General features: G+C 59.4%; 14 protein-coding genes. 2 read left to right on the top strand and 12 right to left on the bottom strand.

Annotation, left to right across the window (positions count from 1 at the left end; all coding sequences use genetic code 11):
• Position 1: 1 nt before the first annotated feature.
• The 5 genes from QO002_RS05280 to QO002_RS05300 form a co-directional block, all read right to left on the bottom strand.
• Complete coding sequence (locus tag QO002_RS05280) at positions 2-1,300, bottom strand: capsule polysaccharide biogenesis protein (RefSeq protein WP_307227401.1); 1,299 nt, start codon at positions 1,298-1,300, stop codon at positions 2-4.
• On the bottom strand, positions 1,287-2,906 hold the full coding sequence (locus QO002_RS05285; RefSeq protein ID WP_307227403.1) for an LTA synthase family protein: 1,620 nt from the start codon (positions 2,904-2,906) through the stop codon (positions 1,287-1,289). The genes QO002_RS05280 and QO002_RS05285 overlap by 14 nt, the downstream gene beginning before the upstream one ends.
• Before the next feature lie 85 nt (positions 2,907-2,991).
• Positions 2,992-3,789: an SDR family oxidoreductase gene (locus QO002_RS05290; RefSeq protein WP_307227405.1), complete on the bottom strand. Its 798-nt coding sequence runs from the start codon at positions 3,787-3,789 to the stop codon at positions 2,992-2,994.
• Between the two features lie 102 nt (positions 3,790-3,891).
• Positions 3,892-5,307, bottom strand: coding sequence for an aminotransferase class I/II-fold pyridoxal phosphate-dependent enzyme (locus QO002_RS05295; protein WP_307227407.1), 1,416 nt, complete (start codon positions 5,305-5,307; stop codon positions 3,892-3,894).
• Entirely contained in the window at positions 5,304-12,836 is a 7,533-nt protein-coding gene (locus tag QO002_RS05300; protein WP_307227409.1) for an SDR family NAD(P)-dependent oxidoreductase, read from the bottom strand. Before QO002_RS05300 ends, QO002_RS05295 begins: the two co-directional genes overlap by 4 nt.
• 414 nt (positions 12,837-13,250) lie before the next feature.
• On the opposite strand from QO002_RS05300, the gene QO002_RS05305 reads away from it, so the two are divergent.
• Positions 13,251-14,429 carry a polysaccharide biosynthesis/export family protein gene (locus QO002_RS05305; RefSeq protein ID WP_307227411.1) on the top strand — a complete coding sequence of 393 codons (1,179 nt, stop codon included), beginning with the start codon at positions 13,251-13,253 and terminating at the stop codon, positions 14,427-14,429.
• 55 nt (positions 14,430-14,484) lie between these two features.
• Here the strand turns inward: QO002_RS05305 and QO002_RS05310 are convergent, their stop codons facing one another.
• The 7 genes from QO002_RS05310 to QO002_RS05340 all read right to left on the bottom strand — a co-directional run bounded on the left by QO002_RS05310 (position 14,485) and on the right by QO002_RS05340 (position 18,512).
• Positions 14,485-14,766 carry a hypothetical protein gene (locus tag QO002_RS05310; protein ID WP_307227413.1) on the bottom strand — a complete coding sequence of 94 codons (282 nt, stop codon included), beginning with the start codon at positions 14,764-14,766 and terminating at the stop codon, positions 14,485-14,487.
• 189 nt (positions 14,767-14,955) lie between these two features.
• Positions 14,956-15,210, bottom strand: coding sequence for a hypothetical protein (locus QO002_RS05315; protein WP_307227416.1), 255 nt, complete (start codon positions 15,208-15,210; stop codon positions 14,956-14,958).
• Between the two features lie 843 nt (positions 15,211-16,053).
• On the bottom strand, positions 16,054-16,236 hold the full coding sequence (locus QO002_RS05320) for a hypothetical protein (protein WP_307227419.1): 183 nt from the start codon (positions 16,234-16,236) through the stop codon (positions 16,054-16,056).
• Positions 16,237-16,247: 11 nt separating this feature from the next.
• Positions 16,248-16,487: a hypothetical protein gene (locus QO002_RS05325; protein WP_307227421.1), complete on the bottom strand. Its 240-nt coding sequence runs from the start codon at positions 16,485-16,487 to the stop codon at positions 16,248-16,250.
• A gap of 109 nt (positions 16,488-16,596) precedes the next feature.
• Positions 16,597-17,010 carry a hypothetical protein gene (locus QO002_RS05330; protein ID WP_307227423.1) on the bottom strand — a complete coding sequence of 138 codons (414 nt, stop codon included), beginning with the start codon at positions 17,008-17,010 and terminating at the stop codon, positions 16,597-16,599.
• A gap of 282 nt (positions 17,011-17,292) precedes the next feature.
• Positions 17,293-17,841: an OmpA family protein gene (locus QO002_RS05335; RefSeq protein WP_307233173.1), complete on the bottom strand. Its 549-nt coding sequence runs from the start codon at positions 17,839-17,841 to the stop codon at positions 17,293-17,295.
• On the bottom strand, positions 17,838-18,512 hold the full coding sequence (locus tag QO002_RS05340) for a L,D-transpeptidase (RefSeq protein WP_307227425.1): 675 nt from the start codon (positions 18,510-18,512) through the stop codon (positions 17,838-17,840). Before QO002_RS05340 ends, QO002_RS05335 begins: the two co-directional genes overlap by 4 nt.
• 477 nt (positions 18,513-18,989) lie before the next feature.
• On the opposite strand from QO002_RS05340, the gene QO002_RS05345 reads away from it, so the two are divergent.
• Entirely contained in the window at positions 18,990-20,174 is a 1,185-nt protein-coding gene (locus QO002_RS05345) for an HPP family protein (protein WP_307227427.1), read from the top strand.
• Positions 20,175-20,295: the final 121 nt, after the last annotated feature.

The following is a 20,295-nucleotide window of genomic DNA, read 5'->3' on the forward strand; positions in this document are numbered from 1 at the left end:
CCTACCCTTGTTGCCGTTTGACGGGCCGTAGACGCGGCCTGATTTTGACGAATGCGCCGGGTTCGTTGATTGTGCGGGCATCAAGCCTTTCGGCAATTGCAGCAGCGCCCGCATCGGTTCCGCGTTTCGAATAAAAATTCCCGCGGACCTGGATGGTCGCAGCGACCAGCCGGAAAAAAGCCGTTCGCAATAGCTCTTCCGGGGGTCGAGGTGCCTCCCAGAATTCATCGAGGGATCTCTGGTCTGTGAGGCCTGCCATGTTGAAGATCGCGCTGCCGAGGACTTTGACCGGAACGCCCTTCTGCAAAGCGTTCAGCCCGACCGTCGAGTTGACCGTGACCACGCCGCGGCAGGAAAGCAGCATTTCGTCCAGATTGCCGCCATCCAGAAAAACGATCCTTTGTAGAAGGCCCAGCTTGGCGCTCCGCTGCACGATGAAACGTTGCCAGTTGATCAAGCCGTTGTCGAGAGGGTGGATCTTGACGGCAAGTCGCGCATTTGCGGGGGCATGGCCAGCGAAGGATCGCAGCACATCATCGATCGCTTCGCGCTGGTCATTGTAGGAGGAGTGAGCACGCAGCTGATAGTCGGTCTGGAGCTGGAGCGGATAGACGAAGAACGGCGTATCCTCCGCCTTCAGCGCGTGAATTGCCGCCTCGGCCGCCTTCTGTCGGCGCTTTCCGCCGGCAAGACGCATGAGCCAGCCGGCATATTCGGCGAGCGGATGAAAGAGTGCATGTCGATGGTAGTGCGGGTAGAGAAACGAGAGGAAGACGTTGGGCAGATTGTAGAGAAGATCATAGGCCGCTTCTGCCATGAAGGTCTGGCGGTAGCGTCTTTTCCAATCCGGCTCAGGCAACGTCTTTGCAGCTTCGACGATGTAGTCGGGTGCTATCGGGAAGTGGGAGTTCGAAGACATGCCATTTCGCTCGATTGTCAGCCAGTCGGGGCGCAGGTAACCCATCTCGATGACAGTGACGTCTATGTCGTGATCCCCCGCGAGAGCAACCGCAATCCTGTGGTAAGGTCGCTCTTCCCCGAGGAGAACAAGGTCGGTGACACCCTGGGTGTGCATGAACCTGTCCAGATATTGCCGCCAGTGCTCGCCACCTTTACCGCGATAGGCATGGGCATTCCTCCGTCGCCAGAAAATCTGATCGCCGACATTGAGATTGACGCGCAGGCAGCGATGGCCGCGGAGCTCCAACTGGTCGGCGATCTTCGTGAAGAGCGATGAGGAAGGCCCCTGAAGGAACAGGAAAACCCGTGCGATGTCGGAATGTGCTTCAGAGGCCGGCATGTCGCAACAGCGCCTTCAGAAGATTCCACGGCTCTTCCTCGCACTCAGCCACCGGCGTTTCCTCGCCGGTTCGCGCTTTTGCCAAGGGTACGATCAAATAATCTGTGCGGGGATCGGGAAAAGGATCCGCGAAGGATTTCAGCAACGGTGCGTGGTCACCGTAGAAAACCAGCCATACCGGGCGGTCGAGCGTATCGAGTTCGGCGACGAACTCTCCGAGTGCTCGATCGGATTGCTGCAGGATATCGAGGTAGATGTCCACCGGGTTTGTCAGCCCTTCGACGCGCCCGGGTTCCCACGGGCCGTGATTGGCCATCGAGGCCACGAAGATGAAGCTGCCATCGCTGTCAGGCTGCTCGGTGACGGCCTCCATTACCTTTTGCCCAAGCGTTGCATCCGAGACATAAGGCCCGTCGCGCGTTGGATTGTGGTCAAATCCGTCGAGCATCGTCATTTTTTCGAAGCCAAGCTGCGGCATGGCCTTGTGGCGCAGAAAGAAGGTCCGGTCGTAGGGGTGGATGAAGTGGGTGTTCCATCCAGCCTTCTTCAGCTTGGTGGGCCAAACGATTTCGGTGTAATGGCTGGCGCGCAGGTAGGGGTAGCTGGCATCGACGTGCAGGTCGTCGGGCACCAGGCCGCTCAAAACTGCGAATTCCGTGCGCAGGGTGTAACCACCCTCAAACACGGTTGCCAGACGTCCCCATTGCAAAGCCCGCTTTCGCAAGCGATCGATTGTGGGCAAATCGAGGCTCTCAACGCCGCAATGACGCATGTCCAGGAAGGATTCCGACTGCCACACGATGATAAGAGGGGCTTTGTTTTCGTCATCATGGCCGATCAGGTCCTGTACGACGGACAGGAAGCGCTCCGACAATTCCGCGACGATTTTTTCCCGCTGGCGGCCGAGCCAGATGATGAAATGGAAGATGACCGATACGAAGGTGCCGAAGCGAAGTGTGCTGACTTTGGCATTCGGCTTGCCGACAAGGTGTTGTACGGCGCTGGCGATCGGTCTGTTGACCGGTCCGTAGAACAGTAGCACCCAGGGCAGGTCGGCCACGAGGATCATGACGGTGATCCACCACAGGCGATTGCCGGCGGGGAGAATATGGGGCTCGAAATACATGTAGAGCGCGGAGGCGCCGAACACGTAGAGGAGCGAGACGAGCCAGAACACGATGTTCAGTGAATTGGCGTAGAAGATCGACTTGTATTTGAAAACATCGGCAACGAGCGCGATATCGGAGAAAACCAGCGGCTCGCGGATGAACTGAAACTTGGCGCGCGAAATGCCGGTGAAAATGACGAAGAAACTGATCGTACCGGCTGAAGCATAAAGCGGACGCCAGGAGATCGAGAAGAAGCCCGCAAAGACCAGGGCAATGATCGGCAGCCTTGCGATCAGATCCAGGGCAATTTGCCCGCGGCTGCGGGAAGGGGTGTGCTTGCGCCGCTGCCGCGCCGGCAGGGCGTATTTGTCCGTCGCGAAAACGATGGCGCTGGAGAAGAGATAGCAAAAGACAGTCAGCGCTAACGGATGATCATGCAGATGCAGCGATGTCGTCAGCAAGCGGTGTCCTCGAAGCAGTTCGGCGGCGGCGAGCATGGCTCGCTGTTGTGCTCAGCCGAGATTTAAAGCAATCGACGTCAGATACAAGCCAAGATTGGCATTTCGACCGATCACTCCCGGCTTAGCGCCGGGTAATCCGGCCAATGGCACGATCGAGCCACCAGTTGAGCAGCGGTTTGATGAGAGAACCGAAACGGCCAAGGCCGTACAGGGTCGGGCCGAAGAAGACCTCGAAGATTCCCCGATCGATGGCGCGCACGATCCGGCTGGCGACAACGTCCGCAGACCACGGGGCAACGCGGCCCATCACGACGGCGGCTTCAAGCGGGCGTTCGTCTAGTTCCCTGGCGAATTGCGGTGTCTCTGTATCCGGCGGAAAGCAGACGGAAATTTTCACGCCATGGGGCTGCGCTTCGGACCGCAATGCCTCAGCAAATCCGTGCAACGCAAATTTCGAGGCGCTGTAGGCGCTATAGCCGTAAATGCCGATAAGGCCGGCTCCCGAGGAGACGAGCATGATGCGGCCGGAGCGGCGCGTTTTCATGGCGGCGTAGACCGCGCGCGCGGCATTGACGCTGCCGGTCAGGTTGGTCTCGATCTGCCGGTTAAACGCTTCTGCCGAGATCGCTTCGAACAGGCCGGGCTGCACGATACCTGCAGAAGCAACCAGGATATCGCATGCGCCGAACCGGGCCTCGCAGCGATCCACGGCATCCACCACGGCCGTTTCCCGGCTGACATCAACACTCTCGACGCAGACTTGTGCATTCGGGTGAACTGCCAGCAAACCGTCACGGGCAGATTGCAGAAGAGCGGGTGTGCGGGCAAGTAAAGACACCCTGTCTCCACGCGCGACGAAAATGCGAGCAACGGCAAGCCCGATGCCGCTGGAGCCGCCGGTGACGATCACATGCGCCATGAATGCCGTCCGAAAGAATGAAGACCGAGTGTCTTTCTGGCGCGCTTTTGGTTCGCGCGCAAGTAAGGCGATGGAGTGGATGGGATCAGAGAAACGATGGCCTCAACGTGCTGCAAGCATCGCCATCATCTGCTGGATATCGACGGAGGCGAGGCCGAAATTGCGCTCGGTCAGATCCTTCAGTTTTTCAGCCGTCAATGTCACCGTATGGCGGATCTGTTCTTCTGTATGCTCGCTGGTAATGAAGAACCTCAGGCGGGCAAGTCCCTCCGGCACGGCCGGATGGATGATCGGCAGGGCATTGATGCCGGCCGCCAGCAGGTCGTTGGAAAGCTGCACCGCCCGCAATGAATCCCCGATAAGGACAGGCACCACCGAGAAGCCGCCACTCAGTCCGATGTCGAGGCCGGCCTCCTGGGCCAGCTTCAGGAAAAGGGCACCATTGCGCTTGAGCGCCGCGGACCGCTCCGGCTCCTGCTCCAGGATATCGAGACTGGCGATGGCTGAGGAAGCAAGAGCAGGCGCAAGGCCGACGCTGTAGACGAAGCCCCCGGCAGAAGCCTTGAGCACGGCGGCGAGTGCTGCGCTACCGGCGATATAGCCGCCGCAGCTCGACGTCGTTTTTGAGAGCGTGCCCATCCAGATATCGACCTGCGTGGGGTCTATGCCGAAATGTTCGAACGTACCGCGTCCGCGCTTGCCAAGAATGCCGAGGGAGTGGGCCTCGTCGACCATCAGCCAGAAACCGTATTCCGACTTGAGTTTCATGATCGCCGGCAGGTTGGCAACGTCACCGTCCATGGAATAGACGCCTTCGACAATCACCAGGATATGGCGGTAATCGCCGGAAACCGTGCGCAGCACCTGTTCCAGGTCATTGGCATCGTTATGCTTGAACAGCCGGCGGGTGGCGCCGGAAAGCTTGATACCGGCAAGAGCGCTGTTGTGGATGAACTCGTCATGGACGACGAGGTCCTTGGGTCCCATCAGGCAGCTGATCGCAGCGACATTGGTCAGGTAACCGCTGACGAAGCATACAGAGGCTTCGACGCCGTAGAAGGCGGCAATGCGCTCTTCAAGCTCCGCATGGGCAGGCCGTTCGCCAGCAACCAGCCGGCTGGCGGAAGCCGAAATACCGAAAGTATTGATTGCATCACGGGCATGGGAGAGCACATGCGGGTGTTTGTTGAGCCCCAGATAATCGTAGGACGCGAAATTGATTAGCTTGCGTCCGTCGATGACGGTCGTTGCACCGGCAGCGGTCTGGTGGGCGCGGTAGAACGGATTGGCGATCCCGAGCTGTTCGCCGGCGATCTTCTGGGTAAGGACCTGCTTATATTCCGGCAGGTCCTCGAAGCGCGTCTGCTTGCGACGGACGGGTGGAGCGACTTCCCGCTCGGTCCGCGCCATGCGATTGCGCTCGGACGACTGGTGCGTGTTGCGCATGCGGTCAAGCAGGTTCTGCTTGACGCTGCTGGCCATCTTCGGCCCCATCTCGCGATCGTCGTTCTTGTTCATTGGCTCGCTGCCTTTTCCGCATCGGTACCAGCATGGCGTTGGGCGAGTTCGTGGACGATCTTGTTTTCGCCCGGATCGCCATCGTCTCCGCCACCCTGGTCGCGTTTGCTGACCTTTTCATAGAGTTTGCGCGCCACGTCGCCGACCGTGGTGTTGTCAGCCACGCCGCTCAGCGGCATATCGAAGCCGGTATTTTGCTGGAAGCTGATGCCAAGCTCCACCGCCATAAGGCTATCGAGGCCGATTTCCTTGAGGATCTTGTTGCGCGAGATCGTGTCCTTCGACACCCGCAGGATTGCGGCAATCTCGTTGGCAACCAGATCGTAGAGAATGTCTTCGGCTTCCTGCGAAGACTTGCCCTCGATCATCGCGACGAGATCGAGCGACCTGCCGTCACCGCCCTGGGTATTCTGGTCGGCACTGCGCAGGATGACGTCGAAGAGCGCATTGCGAACGACCGGCAGATTACGTGCGGCTGCCCAATCCAGTTCGGAGATCATCGAGACCGCCGCATCCACTGTGCCGGGGTCCGAGCGAATATACGCCTCCACCTGGGCGAGAGCAACCTGCGCCTTCAGCGCCGTCTTGCCGATACGCTTGGAAAGCAGATCGTTGACATCGGTGTTCTTGGCCAGATAGCCGGCATCGGCGATCGCGCCGAAGCCGATTGCCAGCGCGGGAAGGCCCGCCTTGCGGCGCGCGCGCGCCAGGCCTTCAAGATAGCCGTTGGCCGCGACATAGTTGCCCTGGCCCGGGTTGCCGACCAGCGTCGTTGCCGACGAGAACATGATGAAGCGGTCGAGCGCATCGGTGCGCGTCAGGCGATCGAGCACGGCCGCGCCCTTGGCCTTGACGTCGATGACGGGCTTGTTGCGGGCGCGGTCGAGATTGCTGATCAGTGCGTCGTCCAGAACCATCGCGGCGTGGATCACGCTCTTCATCGGGCCGATCGTGCGCAACTGTGCCAACAGGTCCGCTGCTGCGATCTCATCCGTCACGTCGCAGGCATGCACCGTGGTCGAAACGCCCTTTTTCTCCCAGCGCCCGATTGCTTCCAGCGTTTCCTGATCGGCAAGACCGCGACGGGTGCTGAGCGCGATATTGCGTGCGCCCTTTTCCACCAGCCAATTGGCCGCGGCAAGGCCGAAGCCGCCGATGCCGCCGACGACCAGATGTACACCCTCGTCTTCGATTGTGAGGCGACTTCCGGCCGTGCGCTTGATTTCATCGCGGCCGGCAACCGGCGGAACGACGACGATCTTGCCGATATGGCCGGCATTCTGCATCAGACGGAAGGCATTGCCGATCTCGTCGAAATTGAATGCCCGGTAAGGCAGCGGCACAAGCTTGCCTTCTTCGAACAGGGTGCCGATCTCGGTGAAGATACGCTTCGTCAGATCCGGTGCGTTGACCAGCAACTGGTCGGCATCGATGCCGAAGTAGCTGATGTTGCGGCGGAAGGGGCGAAGCCCGATCTTGCTGTCGGCGTAGTAGTCGCGCTTTCCAAGCTCGAGGAAGCGGCCGAAGGGCTTCACCAGCCCGAGGCTCTGTTCCATCGCTTCGGAGAACAGCGAATTAAGCACCAGATCGACGCCTTCGCCATCAGTTACATTGCGAACGTCCTCGACGAAGCCGAGCGTGCGGGAATCAAAGACATGATCGGCGCCGAGCATCGTGACGAAGCGGCGCTTTTCCCGCGTACCGGCCGTGGCGATAACCTTGGCGCCGGCAAGCTTGGCAATCTGCAGGGCGGCAAGGCCGACACCGCCGGCCGCCCCGTGGATCAGCACGGTTTCGCCCGCTCGTATACGGCCAAGTTCCATCAGCGCATAATAGGCCGTGAGGAAAGCGACGGGCACGGTCGCAGCGGCAACGGGGCTGACCGTCGCCGGCAGCCTGGCAACGCCGGAGCGCGAAACCACGGCGTGGGTGGAGAACGCAGCCGGCGCAATGGCCATGATGGCATCGCCCGCGGAAAGGTCGTTGACACCCGTGCCGACGGCAACGACGTGGCCGGAAAGCTCCATGCCGATCGTTGCACCCGCAAAGCCGTCTTCCAGCGCCTCCTCGGGCAGGAGACCCATGGCCCACATCACGTCCCGGAAGTTCAGGCCGGTCGCCGCAACCTTGACGACAACTTCACCCGGACCCGCCGTCGGTATGACGGTTTCTTCCCAGGCGATGCTGCCAACCTGTGAGCTGACCTGTTGACGGATCGTGGCCGCATTGAAGTCCCGTGTTCGACGAAGCGCCTTGCCCGCCGGGCCGGGCACGGCCCGGATCTCGCTCAACACGCCGGTCTTGTCGTTTACCAGCCATTCCCGGTTTGCACCGGCACGCTGAAGCGCAGAGCGCGCAGCAGCGATATGGCTTGCTGTATCGCTGGTATTCACGTCGGCGAAATCCAGGCAATGGATATCAAGATTGTCGTATTCGTTCTGCAGAACGCGCGCGAAAGTCCACAGACCGCTATTGACGGCGGCCGTAGAGGTTTCCTTCGTCGCGGCCGTCACAGGCGCGCCCCCCGGCAGGACAAGCGCCAGACGAGGGTGAGTGGCCGGTTCTGCATTTGAATGGAATGCGCGGACGGCTTCTGCAAATGCGCTCAACTGAAGGACCGCGCTTTGCAGAACTTCCGAATCAGCAAGAGCATCCACAGAGCGTTCCGGCGCAACGTAAATTGCGCGGAGAGGTTTGCCGCTGAGGGAAGCGAATGCCTGCAGAAGCGCGCTCTTGTCTGCCTCGAGGTCGCCCTTGAGCGCGATCGGAACGGCATCGATCTCACCGATCGTTTTGCGCATCAGCTTGAAAGACGAATCATGCAGGACAAGCATGGTCTCCGCTATCGCGGCGGAGACATCGTTTGCCGCAGGGCTGGAAGCTCCGCTTTCCGCTTCCACGGCAATGATGTTGCCATAGGCCGTCTCGCGATCATTGATGGAAACGTTGCGCAGGCCGAGATCATCGAGGCATTTCTGCCACTGCGTCGTGGTCGCCAGTCGTCCGACCGGGAATTCGATCGCCTGGCTGCGGGCAAACCAGTTTTCCGTCAAGCCGAAGGCAAAATCGCTGAACACGGTCGGCGCATTGGTCGCCGCGACGACGACGCCACCGGGCCGCAATCCGGCGCGGATGGCGCCGCGCAATGCGGTGTCTTCATCGATCAGCGTGAAGATCGAGCCGGAAGCGCTGACCAGAAGGTCGAACGCAGGGATCGTTCCCAGTTCGTCCTTTTTCAACACCCGCACATGAGCGTCTTCTTCAAAGGCGATTTCAAGATTGCGTTGCGCATTGTCGCGAGGCTCGGCAATCAGCAGCGCGGCTTGATGGCGTGCTGCAAGGTTTGCAAGGTTTCGGGAGAACGCGGATGAGACGGTTCCCGCCTCCACGATCCGCAATCCCTGGCCGGCTGTCGCCGATGTCAGAGCCTTTTCAACCGCGGCAAGCACGATCTCCGTTCTCAATCGGGTCACCGGAGAATGGACCGCCTGATGGTCAAGCGTCGCTTCGCTGATGAAGGTCGGCGTATGCGCTTCGTCTCTCTCGACACCCGTCTTGTCTGCTTCCTGCAGGTTGTCGATACGCTCGAGCGCTTCCACATAGGTGTCGTTGATGAGAACAGCCTCGACAACACGCTCGGAACGTTCGCCGTAGACTTCCTTGAGGATATCGGCCACCGGCGGCAGTGCGAAGTCAGGCTGGATGACCCAGTTGCCCGCCTTTTGCTCCCCAAGACCGGCGTCTTCGAGAATGTAGAGACAGTTTGCGAGGAAGCACCGGAAGGCGAAATCACCGGGCAGAGACCGTGTATCGACCTTGTTCTTGCCCTTGGCGAGCTTCAGCGCGATCTCGTGGCAAGCCCGGTAGATCGCGGCAGTGAGCAGAAGGGTCGTGTTGTCGATGCCAGTGTCGGTGGCGGGAACGAGCAGCGGCAGCTGGAGGGCTGTCGCTTTCGCCTGCGTCCGGGCTTCCGAGGGAACGGCCTCGTAGTGGAAGGAAAGCATGTCCAGCGTCTTGTGCTGACGCAGATAGGTACGCCGGAAGCGGCAATCGTCGAAAGCGGCGATGAGGCCGCCGTTCTTGCCGTAAAAGCGGAATTTCGCCTTGATCGAATTGGCGCTGACGCGCTCGATTTCGACGATGGCACGATGGATCGTCTCACCCGAATTCAGAACCCTTACGGAGCCGAAACGCACTGGAATATAGGGCGCGCCGCCGATATCGCCGGAAAGTCTGTCGAAAAGCGCGACCAGACCGTGGAAGGTCGCATCGACGGAGATCGGGTTCAGGCTGTAGGTGACGAAGGGATGGCCGGCAGCTGCCGGTGCCTTCAGCTCGACGTCGATGAAACGATCACCATAGGTAACCGCCTTCGTCATCAGCTGGAAATTCGGGCCATAGTCGAGGCCGAACTGCCGGGCGGTCTCATAGGCGCGGGCCGGGAGCACCGTTGCCGTGGCCTGCAGGCCGGCCAACGTTGCCGCGGCGGTGGTTTCTTTATGCGCGATAGGCTTGCGACTGCGGGCGACTGCGTGAATGGCCCAATCGTCTTCGGTCAGGCGTTCGCGCGAGCGGATTTCGATATCGCCGGTTTCCGGAGAAACGATCGTCGACAGTTCCATCATCCGGCTGTCGGACAACTCCAGGGGTCGCACGATTTCGAGGTTGGTAATGTCGACTTCGGTGGTGCCATAATACTGCTGGGCGGCGGAAACGGCGATCTCGATGAAGCCGCTCCCCGGCATGATGGCCTTGCCGTCGACGACGTGCTCGGCGAGATCCGGGAAGAGGTGGGCGTCGATGTGGTTTTTCCAGCTACCGCCATTGAGGTCGGACCGCCAGCCGCTCAAGCTGTATGTATTCGTCCCAAGCCCGAAGAGATCGATCTTGTCGCTCGTCGATGCGGGGCGAAGTCCCGTCGCTTCAAATGGCAGTTCCGGCAGGCGGATATGGGCATTGCGCTGACCGAACAGACGGCCGGCTTCGAAGGCGGCGCCATGAGCAATCGCCCGCGCCATGGCGCGCGAGACCGGATCCTGGCCTTTTTCGCCGGTGTCGCGCGACAATGTCGATACGACGGTACCGGGAACCGCGGCCTGCTTGACGGTTTCCTTCAGGTAGGAAGCAAGGATTGCCCGTGGCGAGATTTCGACAAACAGGGTGCAGCCGAGCGCGATTGCGGCCTCGGTTGCCGCCTGGAAGCGAACCGGCTCGCGCACGTTCTTCCACCAGTAATCGGGATCGAGCTGCGTACCGTCCAGCCGCTCGCCGGTCACAGTTGAGATATAGGCAAGCTCGGAGCGGCGTGGCGCGATATCCGGGATATCTGACAGAAACGCCCTTTTCGCCTGATCGATGATCGGATGATGGAAGGGGTAGTTGATGTCGAGAACCTGGGCGGGAATCTTCGCCTTGCGGGCCGCATCGCGATAGGCCGAAACCTCGTTTGCCGGGCCGGATATCGTGACGGAGTTATGGGCGTTGATAGCGGCAACGCAGATATTGTCGAAGCCATGCGCTGTGGCGAAGGCAGTAGCCGCGTCCTCGCCCAGCATGACGGCTGCCATCGTGCCCTGGCCGGCAAGCAGATCCTGGTGCAGCGAGCGCTTTGCAACGATGGAAACAGCATCTACCAGCGACAGGGCGCCTGCCGCATAGGCGGCGGCAATTTCGCCGACAGAGTGCCCGAAAACCGCCGTCGGCTTGATGCCCATGGCAACGAGCGAATCCGAAAGGGCTGCCTGGACCGCAAACAGCAGTGGCTGGGCGACTTTTGTATCTGCCAATTTCCGGTCGAGTTCGGGATCGTTGAGGAGATCGATCAGGGAGATATCAGCGTGGAACTTGAAGAGGGCGCTGACGGACGTGAAGCACTGGCGGAAATGCAGGTTTTCACGGAATGCCTCGACTCCCATGCCCGCCCATTGCGAGCCGTTGCCGGAAAAGACGAAGGCGACCTTGGCGTCCTTGGTTACCGCTTCGCCTATTTCGCCGATATCCGAAGCCGGCTTGTCGAGGTGGTTGGCGATCGCGCGAACAATATCTTCAGGATTGTCGCTGCGGGCGGTGAAACGATGGCGCATCAGGGTGCGGTTTGCGCCGGAGGCGGCAATGATGGAGCGCACTTCCTCGCGGGAGGTCTTGCCGAATCTGGCTTTGTAGGATTTCAGCAGTTCGTTCAGGCTGCTTGCGGTATGGGCGCTCGCCATGAAGACATGGCCGGTCGCATTGTTACGCTGGCGCTCTTCCTGGACCGGATCGGGATCGGAAATAACCACGTGCGCATTGGCGCCGCCGAAGCCGAAGGAATTGATCCCGGCGAGACGGGCACGCTTTCCGCGCAGCAGTTCGATCGGGTTCGCCGTGACACGGACATTCAGGCCGTCAAAATCGATATTGTCGTTTGGTGTGTCGAAATGCAGAGAAGCTGGAAGATAGTTGTTTTCCAGGGCCATGACGGCCTTGAGCATGCCGAAGAGACCGGATGCCGGCTCGGTGTGGCCGATGTTCGATTTGATTGAACCGATCGGAACCGGTGCGCGACGGTTGGCGCCGATCACGGTGCCGATCGACCAGACTTCCGCGGGATCGCCGACCTTCGTGCCGGTGCCATGACCTTCAACGAAGGCAACCTGGTTGGAATCGATATTGTTGCCTTCATAGATTGCCCGCAGCAAGTTCGCCTGGGATTCCCGGGAAGGCAGGGAAATACCGTTCGTGCGCCCGGCAGAATTCACGCCGGTCGCAATGATCTTCGCGTAGCTGCGATCCTTCTCCTGGCGGGCGCGATCGGAACGCCGCAGGACAAACACCACGCCACCTTCAGCGCGCACATAGCCGACGCCATTATTGTCGTAGGCGCGGCAGAGGCCTTCCGGAGACAGCATGCGGGCCTGGGCAAAGCCGACGAACGCGAGCGGATGAGCAAGGATATTGACGCCGCCGACGATGGCGGTATCGATCTCGCCGGTGTCCAGTGCCCGCATTGCCTGGTCGAGAGCGACGAGCGATGAAGAGCAGGCCGTATCGATCGTCATGCTTGGGCCGCTCAGGCCGAAGATGTGCGAGATGCGGTTGGACACGATCGACAATGTATTGCCGGTCATGAAATAGGGGCCGGCAGCGGCCGGGTCCTGAACCGTCAGGTTGGCATGGTCGAGGCTGGAGGCGCCGATATAGACGCCGACATTTTCGCCATGAAGAGAAGGAATGGAGATATTGGCGTCTTCCAGCGCCCGCCAGGCCAATTGAAGAAGCACGCGCTGCTGCGGGTCCATATGCATGGCCTCGCGCTGCGACATGCCAAAGGCGGCCGGATCGAAATTGTAGATGCTGTCCATCACGCCTGCGGCAAACGTATAGGTCTTGCCGGGAATGCCTTGAGATGGGTGCCAGAAGCGTGCGAGATCCCACCGGTCGAAGGGAATGCTGCTGACCGTGCACTTCCCCTGGCGCAGAAGCCGGAAAAGAGCCTGCGGAGAATCGGCACCCGGGGCGACGCAAGCGCGCCCAATAATTTCAACTGTCATATTCAATCGAACGCTCTGAACTGCTGTGGGTTGTCCTGCTGATCGCACCTGGATTCGCAAAATGCAATCGGAACTTCATGCCTGCCATTCCACCATCTATACGGGTTGTGGATATGTCGTCATCAGCTACATTTATGAACCTCTAATCAATGTTCACCAGCTTTCAACCTTTTTCGTGCGAAAATACACATGTTGCACATGCGTCCAATACAAAAATGGAGACAGGACGTAACGGTTGCGGGGGAGTATGGCAGGAAAGGCGCACCCACCAATATTTGCGTGCAGCGTCGCTCAAATGGCTTGTTGTGGGACAATGATTGTGCTTTGCAGAGTGCGATCGGAAGTCCGGTTGAAATGCAGCGGTCCTGGCGCGCGTTTGAAAATGCGCTCAAGGCCGATTTCGGAGTGGTTTAATTGAACCGTTTGAATGCCATCCTGATCTGCGCCGTTCTTACGGGCTGTCAGGCAGTTCCGGGCGAAGGCCCGCTTTCTTCTGAGATTGTTAAGGATGCCGGACGGTCGTCGCAGGAGATAGGCCGGGAGAATACGGTTGCCTATGACGTTGTCGATGTCGATGCGCGTTCGGCACGTCTGGTTTCCAACTATGTTGCGACGGCGCTGAGCCGGCGCTTTGGTATCGGCGGTGGCGTCGGCCAGGTGGTGATCGGCATCGGCGACTTGCTGAAAGTGACGATTTTCGAGGCCGGCAGTGATGGCCTCTTCTCCACGGCTGATTCGAAGCAGACGAACCTCGATCTCGTGGTCCAGCCGAATGGCGCCGCCTCCATTCCTTATGTGGGGCAGGTGCAGTTCGGGGGCAAGACGCTCGAGCAGGCGCGCCAGACCATTCTGGATGCTCTCGTCAAGAAAGCTGTCGAGCCGGATGTCATCGTGACCAGCATGGGCACGGCATCGCGCAACGTCACGGTTTCGGGTGCCGTCGGGCACTCTTCTCTCGTTCCACTCAATCTTGTTCCGGAAACGATCAACGAGGTCATCGCCAAGGCAGGCGGTCCGGTAGCCCAGCCTTACGAAAGCTATGTGACGCTGGTTCGGGGAAAGAAGACCGGAACCGCGCTGCTGAAGACGATCATCGAAAATCCATCTGAAAATATCTTCGTGCGTCCGGGTGACCAGATTTATGTGACGCAGGATCCGCGGACCTTCACGGTGCTTGGTGCAGCCAAGATCAACAGGCGCATAGAATTCGGCGCAAATGACCTGAATGTGCTGGAGGCCGTAGCGCTCGCAGGTGGCGGCACGGATGCCGTCGTGGATGCAAAGGGCTATTTCGTATTCCGCTATGAAGAGGCTGACGTCGTGAGGAGCCTGCTCGGAACCGAGCGTTTCAACGCGATGTTGAACAAGGGTATGCAACCCGACAGTGTCGGCCGCTATCCGATCGTCTACCGGCTCGACATGTCCCATCCCGACAGCCTCATGGTCGGTCAGACATTTCCGATCAAGAGCCGGGATGTCGTTTATGTATCCCGCCACCCGTCCGTCGATCTTATCAAGTTCCTCAACATCGTAGCGCGCCCTGTCGGTGTGGCGTCACAGGTATCCAATGTGGTAGACGATTTTACGAACTGATCGACCTGCCTTGGATCATGAAGGAAACGGCCGCCTTGCGCGGCCGTTTCCTTTTTCAGTTCCGGCTGAAGCTGATATCCGGAAGAATATCGCGACGAATAAGCTTCAGCGAACGATCCGGCTGGATGACATAGGTCTCTTCCGCCGTGCCTGTTCGATAGGGAAAGCGATGCTTGATGGTGCTGCCAACGGGCGATTTTGTCAGTTTCGTGGAGGGTTGTCCACCATAGGTGATGCTGCCGGGGATCGGCTCGAGCGGCTCCGCGGAGGTCGAGCACGATGTCAGCGCCATGGATATGCCGATACAGACCGCTGCTGAAAGAATCATTGTTTTCATCACGATCTCCTTGACTGGTTTCAGCATAGATAATGCGGCGAAATCACGGATCAAGCCATTCGGCCGCTGGCTCGGGATATGATGCTCCCTAAGCATGGCGCGCAAAAGTGCGCAGCCTCTGAGCGTGTCGACATCAACGATATCTTGGCCAACGGAACCCTCATGCAATTCTTTCAGGTCGAGCCGGCTTCAAACCAGCGGGCTGTCGCGATGGCAGAGCGCATCCTCGTTCAGGACATCGGCGATGTCGCGAGCATCGTTCTGATCGAGCTTCGTCAGGTCACGGCCGTCTGATGCAGCCGGCAAGCCGGTCAACGTATCCAGGACCGTCCAGGAGCCATCCCGCTCCTGTTGAATTTCGTAGCGATTTTCTTGCATCTGTTCCTGCCGGAGCGTGCTCGGCCTGGCCTTGGCTGGCCGATTGGTGATCCTTGCCGATGTCATGAGCCCGCACCGGCGAAGAAGTTGAACGGTGAAATTATATAGCAATCATTCTCATCCTGCGGTTCTTAAATCTGTCCCGTGCCAGCGGCAGAGTGAACGAAATTCTCTCCATAGTCACGTCGATGTCACCGGTTTAAGCCGACAGGCCACGATCGAGCGGGAACGGCGACGCTTTTGGCGCGAAGGGCGCTCTTGATTGTCCTTCCTGGGAAGGTCGCGCAAGAGCATACAATGCGCCGCCATCGCGATGAAAAAGAGAACGCAATGCACAGGGTCGGGGATTTGACCAATCGTGACGCGTTTCAGGAATCCTCGTCCAATCCCCTGAGAACGCGCGTTAGGAGCTCATGTTCCTCCCATACCCCGTGGCGGTAAAGGGTGAGAACAAAGGCTGCCACGGGATCGCGCGCATCGCTTTCGGTGTCAATGCTCCTGGCAAGGCAAGCGGCATTGAAAACCCTCTGACAAAGATCAACATGCTCGGGATGCATCGGTTCATTACGCCACTGGCCCATGGGGCGCCTCCTCGCATACTGATATGCACGCCTTTCCGGACACGCTCCCCCGCAAAGGCCAGTCGTCCAGAACGGCTATTCACAGTCAGCAATACGAAGGGGGATTTTGACCAAATCGCGGCGAAGCCGCCGCCTTTAGCAAGTTATACCAAATCTCGATGATAGGGACCTATAGGATGGCTTATGGCTGATCTCTGGCTAGGCGCGATGCGCAGGGCGATGCTTTCGCATCGGGCAAGCATCGCAACGACGCCAGAGATCAGCCATAAGCCACCTTCGGTCGAGTTCACAGCGCCTTGGTCTGCGATCTTTCGATACCGCTGGCTTGTCAGTGGCGAATGGTTTCGTCGTTTTCCATCGAGAAGACGAAGTGAAACTGGCCGTTCCTGTCGGTTGCGGGTTCCGTCAGTTGCCGTGCATTGGCACGGTAGATCAACGCCCGTTGGCGCAATGCCTTCGATTGTGCGACCGTCGCGCGAACGCGCTCTATAATTTCCTCTGTCCTGCTCATGATGATCTCCATCAGGCGGCAAGATCGGCGATCTCACCGAATTTTATCAAAAGACGTGGCTCCAGCATGTCTCCCGATTCTTCATCGATCCTCACGGCATAGGCCGCAACACCCGGAAATCGGGATGCCATGGCGATGGCGATTTTCTCCGCGCTGGCAGGGTTGGATGCCTGGCGCATCTCGCCGGCGACGAGGCCGCCACGCGCCGTCTTGCGGAAAGGAAGGACGATGTATTTCTCGGTCGAAGCCATGCTGATCCCTCGTTTGTTCACTTTATGTTCCAATCTGAGGCGAATGTCAAGTGTGCCGAGGAGGAGCAGATCATGTGGTGTCGTGGGTGGTCGGCTTTTGGACGCAGTATTATGAAGGGGGCAGGGAGTTGGGCAAAGTCTCCGGGGCGTCGTCATCTTCCGCAAAGGCGCCGCTGAGAGCGGCAATGCACAGCGCCAGGGCTGGCGTGGCGGCCGTGAAGTAGGCGCCGTTATCGAGCTTGGCCGTGCCGCCTTCCTCGTCCCAGCTGACGCCGCCAACGCATCCCGGCAGGATGCTTCTCGTCAGAAAGTAGGCATCCTCGAGGTTTTCGGTAAACCGTGGCAGAGAAACCTCGTCGCCCTTTTTGGGATACAGCCAAACGACTTTTCGGTCCTTGCTCTCGTCTGGGCCTCGCATTTCGACCTTGCGCTTGTAGCCCATGACGATCCCGATGGAGACATCGAGGTCATAGTTTGGCCCCTTGGCATGCTGGAGCTGAAGAATAAGATCGGAGATGGCCATGAAGACGGTCGGTCCTGTGCTTTTCGGCTCTCTAGCGCTTCCGGAGCAATCGATCAATCCTCATTGCTCGGCTGTAGCACAAAGGGTTGGTGACTGTAGCCGTGGGTACACAGATGGCCGGGAACCGTAGTGGTCGTCACCGAGGACGATGATTGGGATTTTTAGCAAAGCGCAATCATTGGCGCCCAAAGCATGTCGCGCAACAGGGTGCCGCGCGACAACGATATTCCTAAAAACAAAGAACGAGAGCGTGAAAGCGAACCTGATAGATCGCGACGCGCTCTAGTCTCGCTGGGTGCGCAGGTTGGAGACGACGCGCCGGTTCTGCACCCTGCACGAACGGTCCGTGCAGTCGCGGACTTCGCGATCATTGCCGTAACCCTTGGACCACATGCGGTTGGCGTCCACGCCCCTTGACGCCAGATAGGTCATCGCCGCATCGGCGCGCTTCTGCGACAGTGTCGCCATTTTGGAGGCGGACCCGGAATCGTCGGCAAATCCCTGCAGCTTGACCAGCCAGCGCGGATTGCTGACGAGCCACGCGGCCTGCTTGTCCAGCGTCGCCCTGGCAACGGAATCGAGCGTGGCCGAGTCCTGAGCGAAGTAGGTTCGCCGGCCCACATTGAGGATGAAGTCCTCTTCGCTGCCGGCCGAGACACTCTCGAAGCCGGGCGCGGGATCGTTGGTCTGGCCGGTCATCGGTGCCGCGGCAGGCTCTTCAACGGCGGCGATATCGGTTGTATTGCAGGAAGCGAGCGTCAAGAGTAAGGCCGCGGCAACAAGGTGCCTCGTGAATCCGATCGTAGCTGGCATGAGGGCGATATTCCTTATTCGACCGGGGTTGTTGCGCTAACCTGGGTGGCATTTTCAGCCTGGTCGGCAATATGGGGCAGAACCTGCACGGCGGTACCGATGGGGCAGCGCTGGTAAAGGTCGATGGCGTCTTCGTTGAACATGCGGATACAGCCGCTGGAGGCATCCTTGCCGATGCTGCCCGGTTCCAGCGTGCCATGGAAGCGGTAGCCGGTATCGACGCCGTCGCGCAGCAGATACATGGCGCGGGGCCCAAGCGGGTTCTTCGGCGAGCCGCCGTCGACGAATTCGGGAAGTTCAGGATGGCGTTCGCGCATTTCCGGCGGCGGCGTCCACTTCGGCCACAGGGTCTTCTGGTCGATGGTCGCCCGGCCATACCACTTGAACCCTTCACGGCCGACACCGACGCCGTAGCGTATGGCTGTCTTGTTCTCCATGATCACGTAGAGAAAATGGTGTCTCGTATCGACAACGACCGTGCCAATCGGCTCAGTGCTGAAATATTTGACAACCTGGCGGTGCCATTTCTTGTCGATCTTGGCGAAGTTGGTTCTGCGAAATGTCACGCCGTTATCGACGGCGGTTCCGTCAAAATAGGAAGCGGCCGCGGCAAATACCGGTTTCTGGGCCGCGCCGGCGCCCATTAACGCCAAACCACCAAGCAAAATATCTCTGCGGGTCCACGCCATAGCCAATATCTCCCTCGAAAGCTAAGCAGCGAAATGGCAGTAAATCAGATTTTTCATCTGCGACAACAGAAAATTCCTGTGGGTCGATTCTTCGACAGAGCTGCTCCGGCAATAAATCTCTTGTCGAGGACATCGCTGCGCACAGAATGCAGATCGGTTCGAGCGCGAGGTGTCGTCCCGTTTGTTTGGGAAATAGGAACGAAGATTTTCGGTAATTGTGCGGTGCGAAATAACAATCTTCGCGCGGCAAGTGAAAGCGAGGCCAGCGAACTATGCATCGTCCGTTTGCAATGGTAGCTCGAATTCCCAGCCGGAAAACTGGCGCTGTATGGGCATTCTGCAGCGGCGCGCCATTGGTTCGCAACTCCAATTGATATATCGCAGCGATACGACCGTCCGCGCGGCCGCAAAAACTGCTCGCCCCCACCGATCTTCCATTCGCCTCCGCATGAACAATCTGCGACAGTGATCCTCTCCATGCACGCAATCCTGAAGAAATTCGTCCCCGAAGCACCTGCGATCAGCATCACCGAACGCGTTCGAACCGGCGTCGGCGCATTGGCGGGAATAGGCATCACAGGCCTTTTGGCGTTGATGTTCGTCGGCGAGGGGTCGACGATCCCGGCACTGATCGCACCCATGGGCGCATCTGCCGTGCTTCTGTTTGCGGTGCCGTCCAGCCCGCTTGCTCAACCCTGGCCGGTCGTCGGCGGGAACCTGATCGCCGCGCTGACGGGCGTCACGATCGCGCTGCTTCTTCCAAACGTCTTCCTTGCCTCGGCCGTGGCAATCGGCGTCGCCATCGCGCTGATGATGACGCTTCGATGTCTTCACCCTCCAAGTGGCGCAATAGCGCTGACCGCAGTACTCGGAGGCCCGGCGATCCGCGAACTCGGATACGGCTATGTTCTTTGGCCTGTCGCCGGGAACACGATTATTCTTCTGCTGATCGCGCTGCTCTACAACAACCTGACTGGCAGACCGTATCCGCACGCGCTGAGACACACCGCAGCCGACCACAAGACCTCCGACCCGCCAGTTGCCGAACGGGTCGGCTTCACGACGGAAGATCTGGATTCCGTCCTCGCGGAATATGACGAGGTGATCGACATTGATCGCGACGATCTGGCCGAAATCCTTCACCGGACGGAGTTGCGATCACTCAGCCGAAGGGCCGGCACCACGTTGTGCCGCCATGTGATGTCGCGTGATGTGATCGCCGTGTCCCCCGATGCGAGCCTGAGGCACGCGCTTGAGCTCCTGCAGCTCCATCATATCAAGGCACTTCCTGTCACCAACGATCATGCGCAGGTCATCGGGATCGTCACGCAAACGGATATCCTCGACAAGGCAACCTGGAAGAACGGCCTGCCCACGATCGGCTTTCGGCAGCGGATACGGCTTTCGTTGAAATGGGGCCAGGCGCCGTCAGGCATCGTGCGCGACATCATGACGACGCCGGTGCGCACCGTGTCGCCGGAAGCAACAATTTCGGAGGCGATCGTCGGTCTCGCTGGGGAAGGGCTGCATTATCTGCCCGTCACTGTGGCCGACAACAAGCTGGTGGGGATTATATCGCAGTCAGACGTCATGATGGCGATGCTTGCCGATAGGGCCGCAGTGGGGGGAGAGCCTTCCGCAGAGACACTCCCGCCGCTTTGACAGAACCCGTGTTTCACGTTGCCGCCGGTTGTCACCAAGGCGAAAAAGCTGGCCGTTCAAAGATTACCGGCTTGAGGAATCCAGCGCGCAGTCGGCGAGTTTCCGATGGCTCGATTTGCGG

The sequence above is a fragment of the Pararhizobium capsulatum DSM 1112 genome, assembly GCF_030814475.1.
Classification (GTDB): Bacteria; Pseudomonadota; Alphaproteobacteria; order Rhizobiales; family Rhizobiaceae; genus Pararhizobium; species Pararhizobium capsulatum.

Bases quoted from the DNA above. Each gene is read 5' to 3' on its own strand.
- QO002_RS05280 (WP_307227401.1), bottom strand. From the start codon at position 1,300: ATGCCGGCCTCTGAAGCACATTCCGACATCGCACGGGTTTTCCTGTTC.
- QO002_RS05285 (WP_307227403.1), bottom strand. From the start codon at position 2,906: ATGCTCGCCGCCGCCGAACTGCTTCGAGGACACCGCTTGCTGACGACA.
- QO002_RS05290 (WP_307227405.1), bottom strand. From the start codon at position 3,789: ATGGCGCATGTGATCGTCACCGGCGGCTCCAGCGGCATCGGGCTTGCC.
- QO002_RS05295 (WP_307227407.1), bottom strand. From the start codon at position 5,307: ATGAACAAGAACGACGATCGCGAGATGGGGCCGAAGATGGCCAGCAGC.
- QO002_RS05300 (WP_307227409.1), bottom strand. From the start codon at position 12,836: ATGACAGTTGAAATTATTGGGCGCGCTTGCGTCGCCCCGGGTGCCGAT.
- QO002_RS05310 (WP_307227413.1), bottom strand. From the start codon at position 14,766: ATGAAAACAATGATTCTTTCAGCAGCGGTCTGTATCGGCATATCCATG.
- QO002_RS05315 (WP_307227416.1), bottom strand. From the start codon at position 15,210: ATGACATCGGCAAGGATCACCAATCGGCCAGCCAAGGCCAGGCCGAGC.
- QO002_RS05320 (WP_307227419.1), bottom strand. From the start codon at position 16,236: ATGAGCAGGACAGAGGAAATTATAGAGCGCGTTCGCGCGACGGTCGCA.
- QO002_RS05325 (WP_307227421.1), bottom strand. From the start codon at position 16,487: ATGGCTTCGACCGAGAAATACATCGTCCTTCCTTTCCGCAAGACGGCG.
- QO002_RS05330 (WP_307227423.1), bottom strand. From the start codon at position 17,010: ATGGCCATCTCCGATCTTATTCTTCAGCTCCAGCATGCCAAGGGGCCA.
- QO002_RS05340 (WP_307227425.1), bottom strand. From the start codon at position 18,512: ATGGCGTGGACCCGCAGAGATATTTTGCTTGGTGGTTTGGCGTTAATG.
- QO002_RS05345 (WP_307227427.1), top strand. From the start codon at position 18,990: ATGCACGCAATCCTGAAGAAATTCGTCCCCGAAGCACCTGCGATCAGC.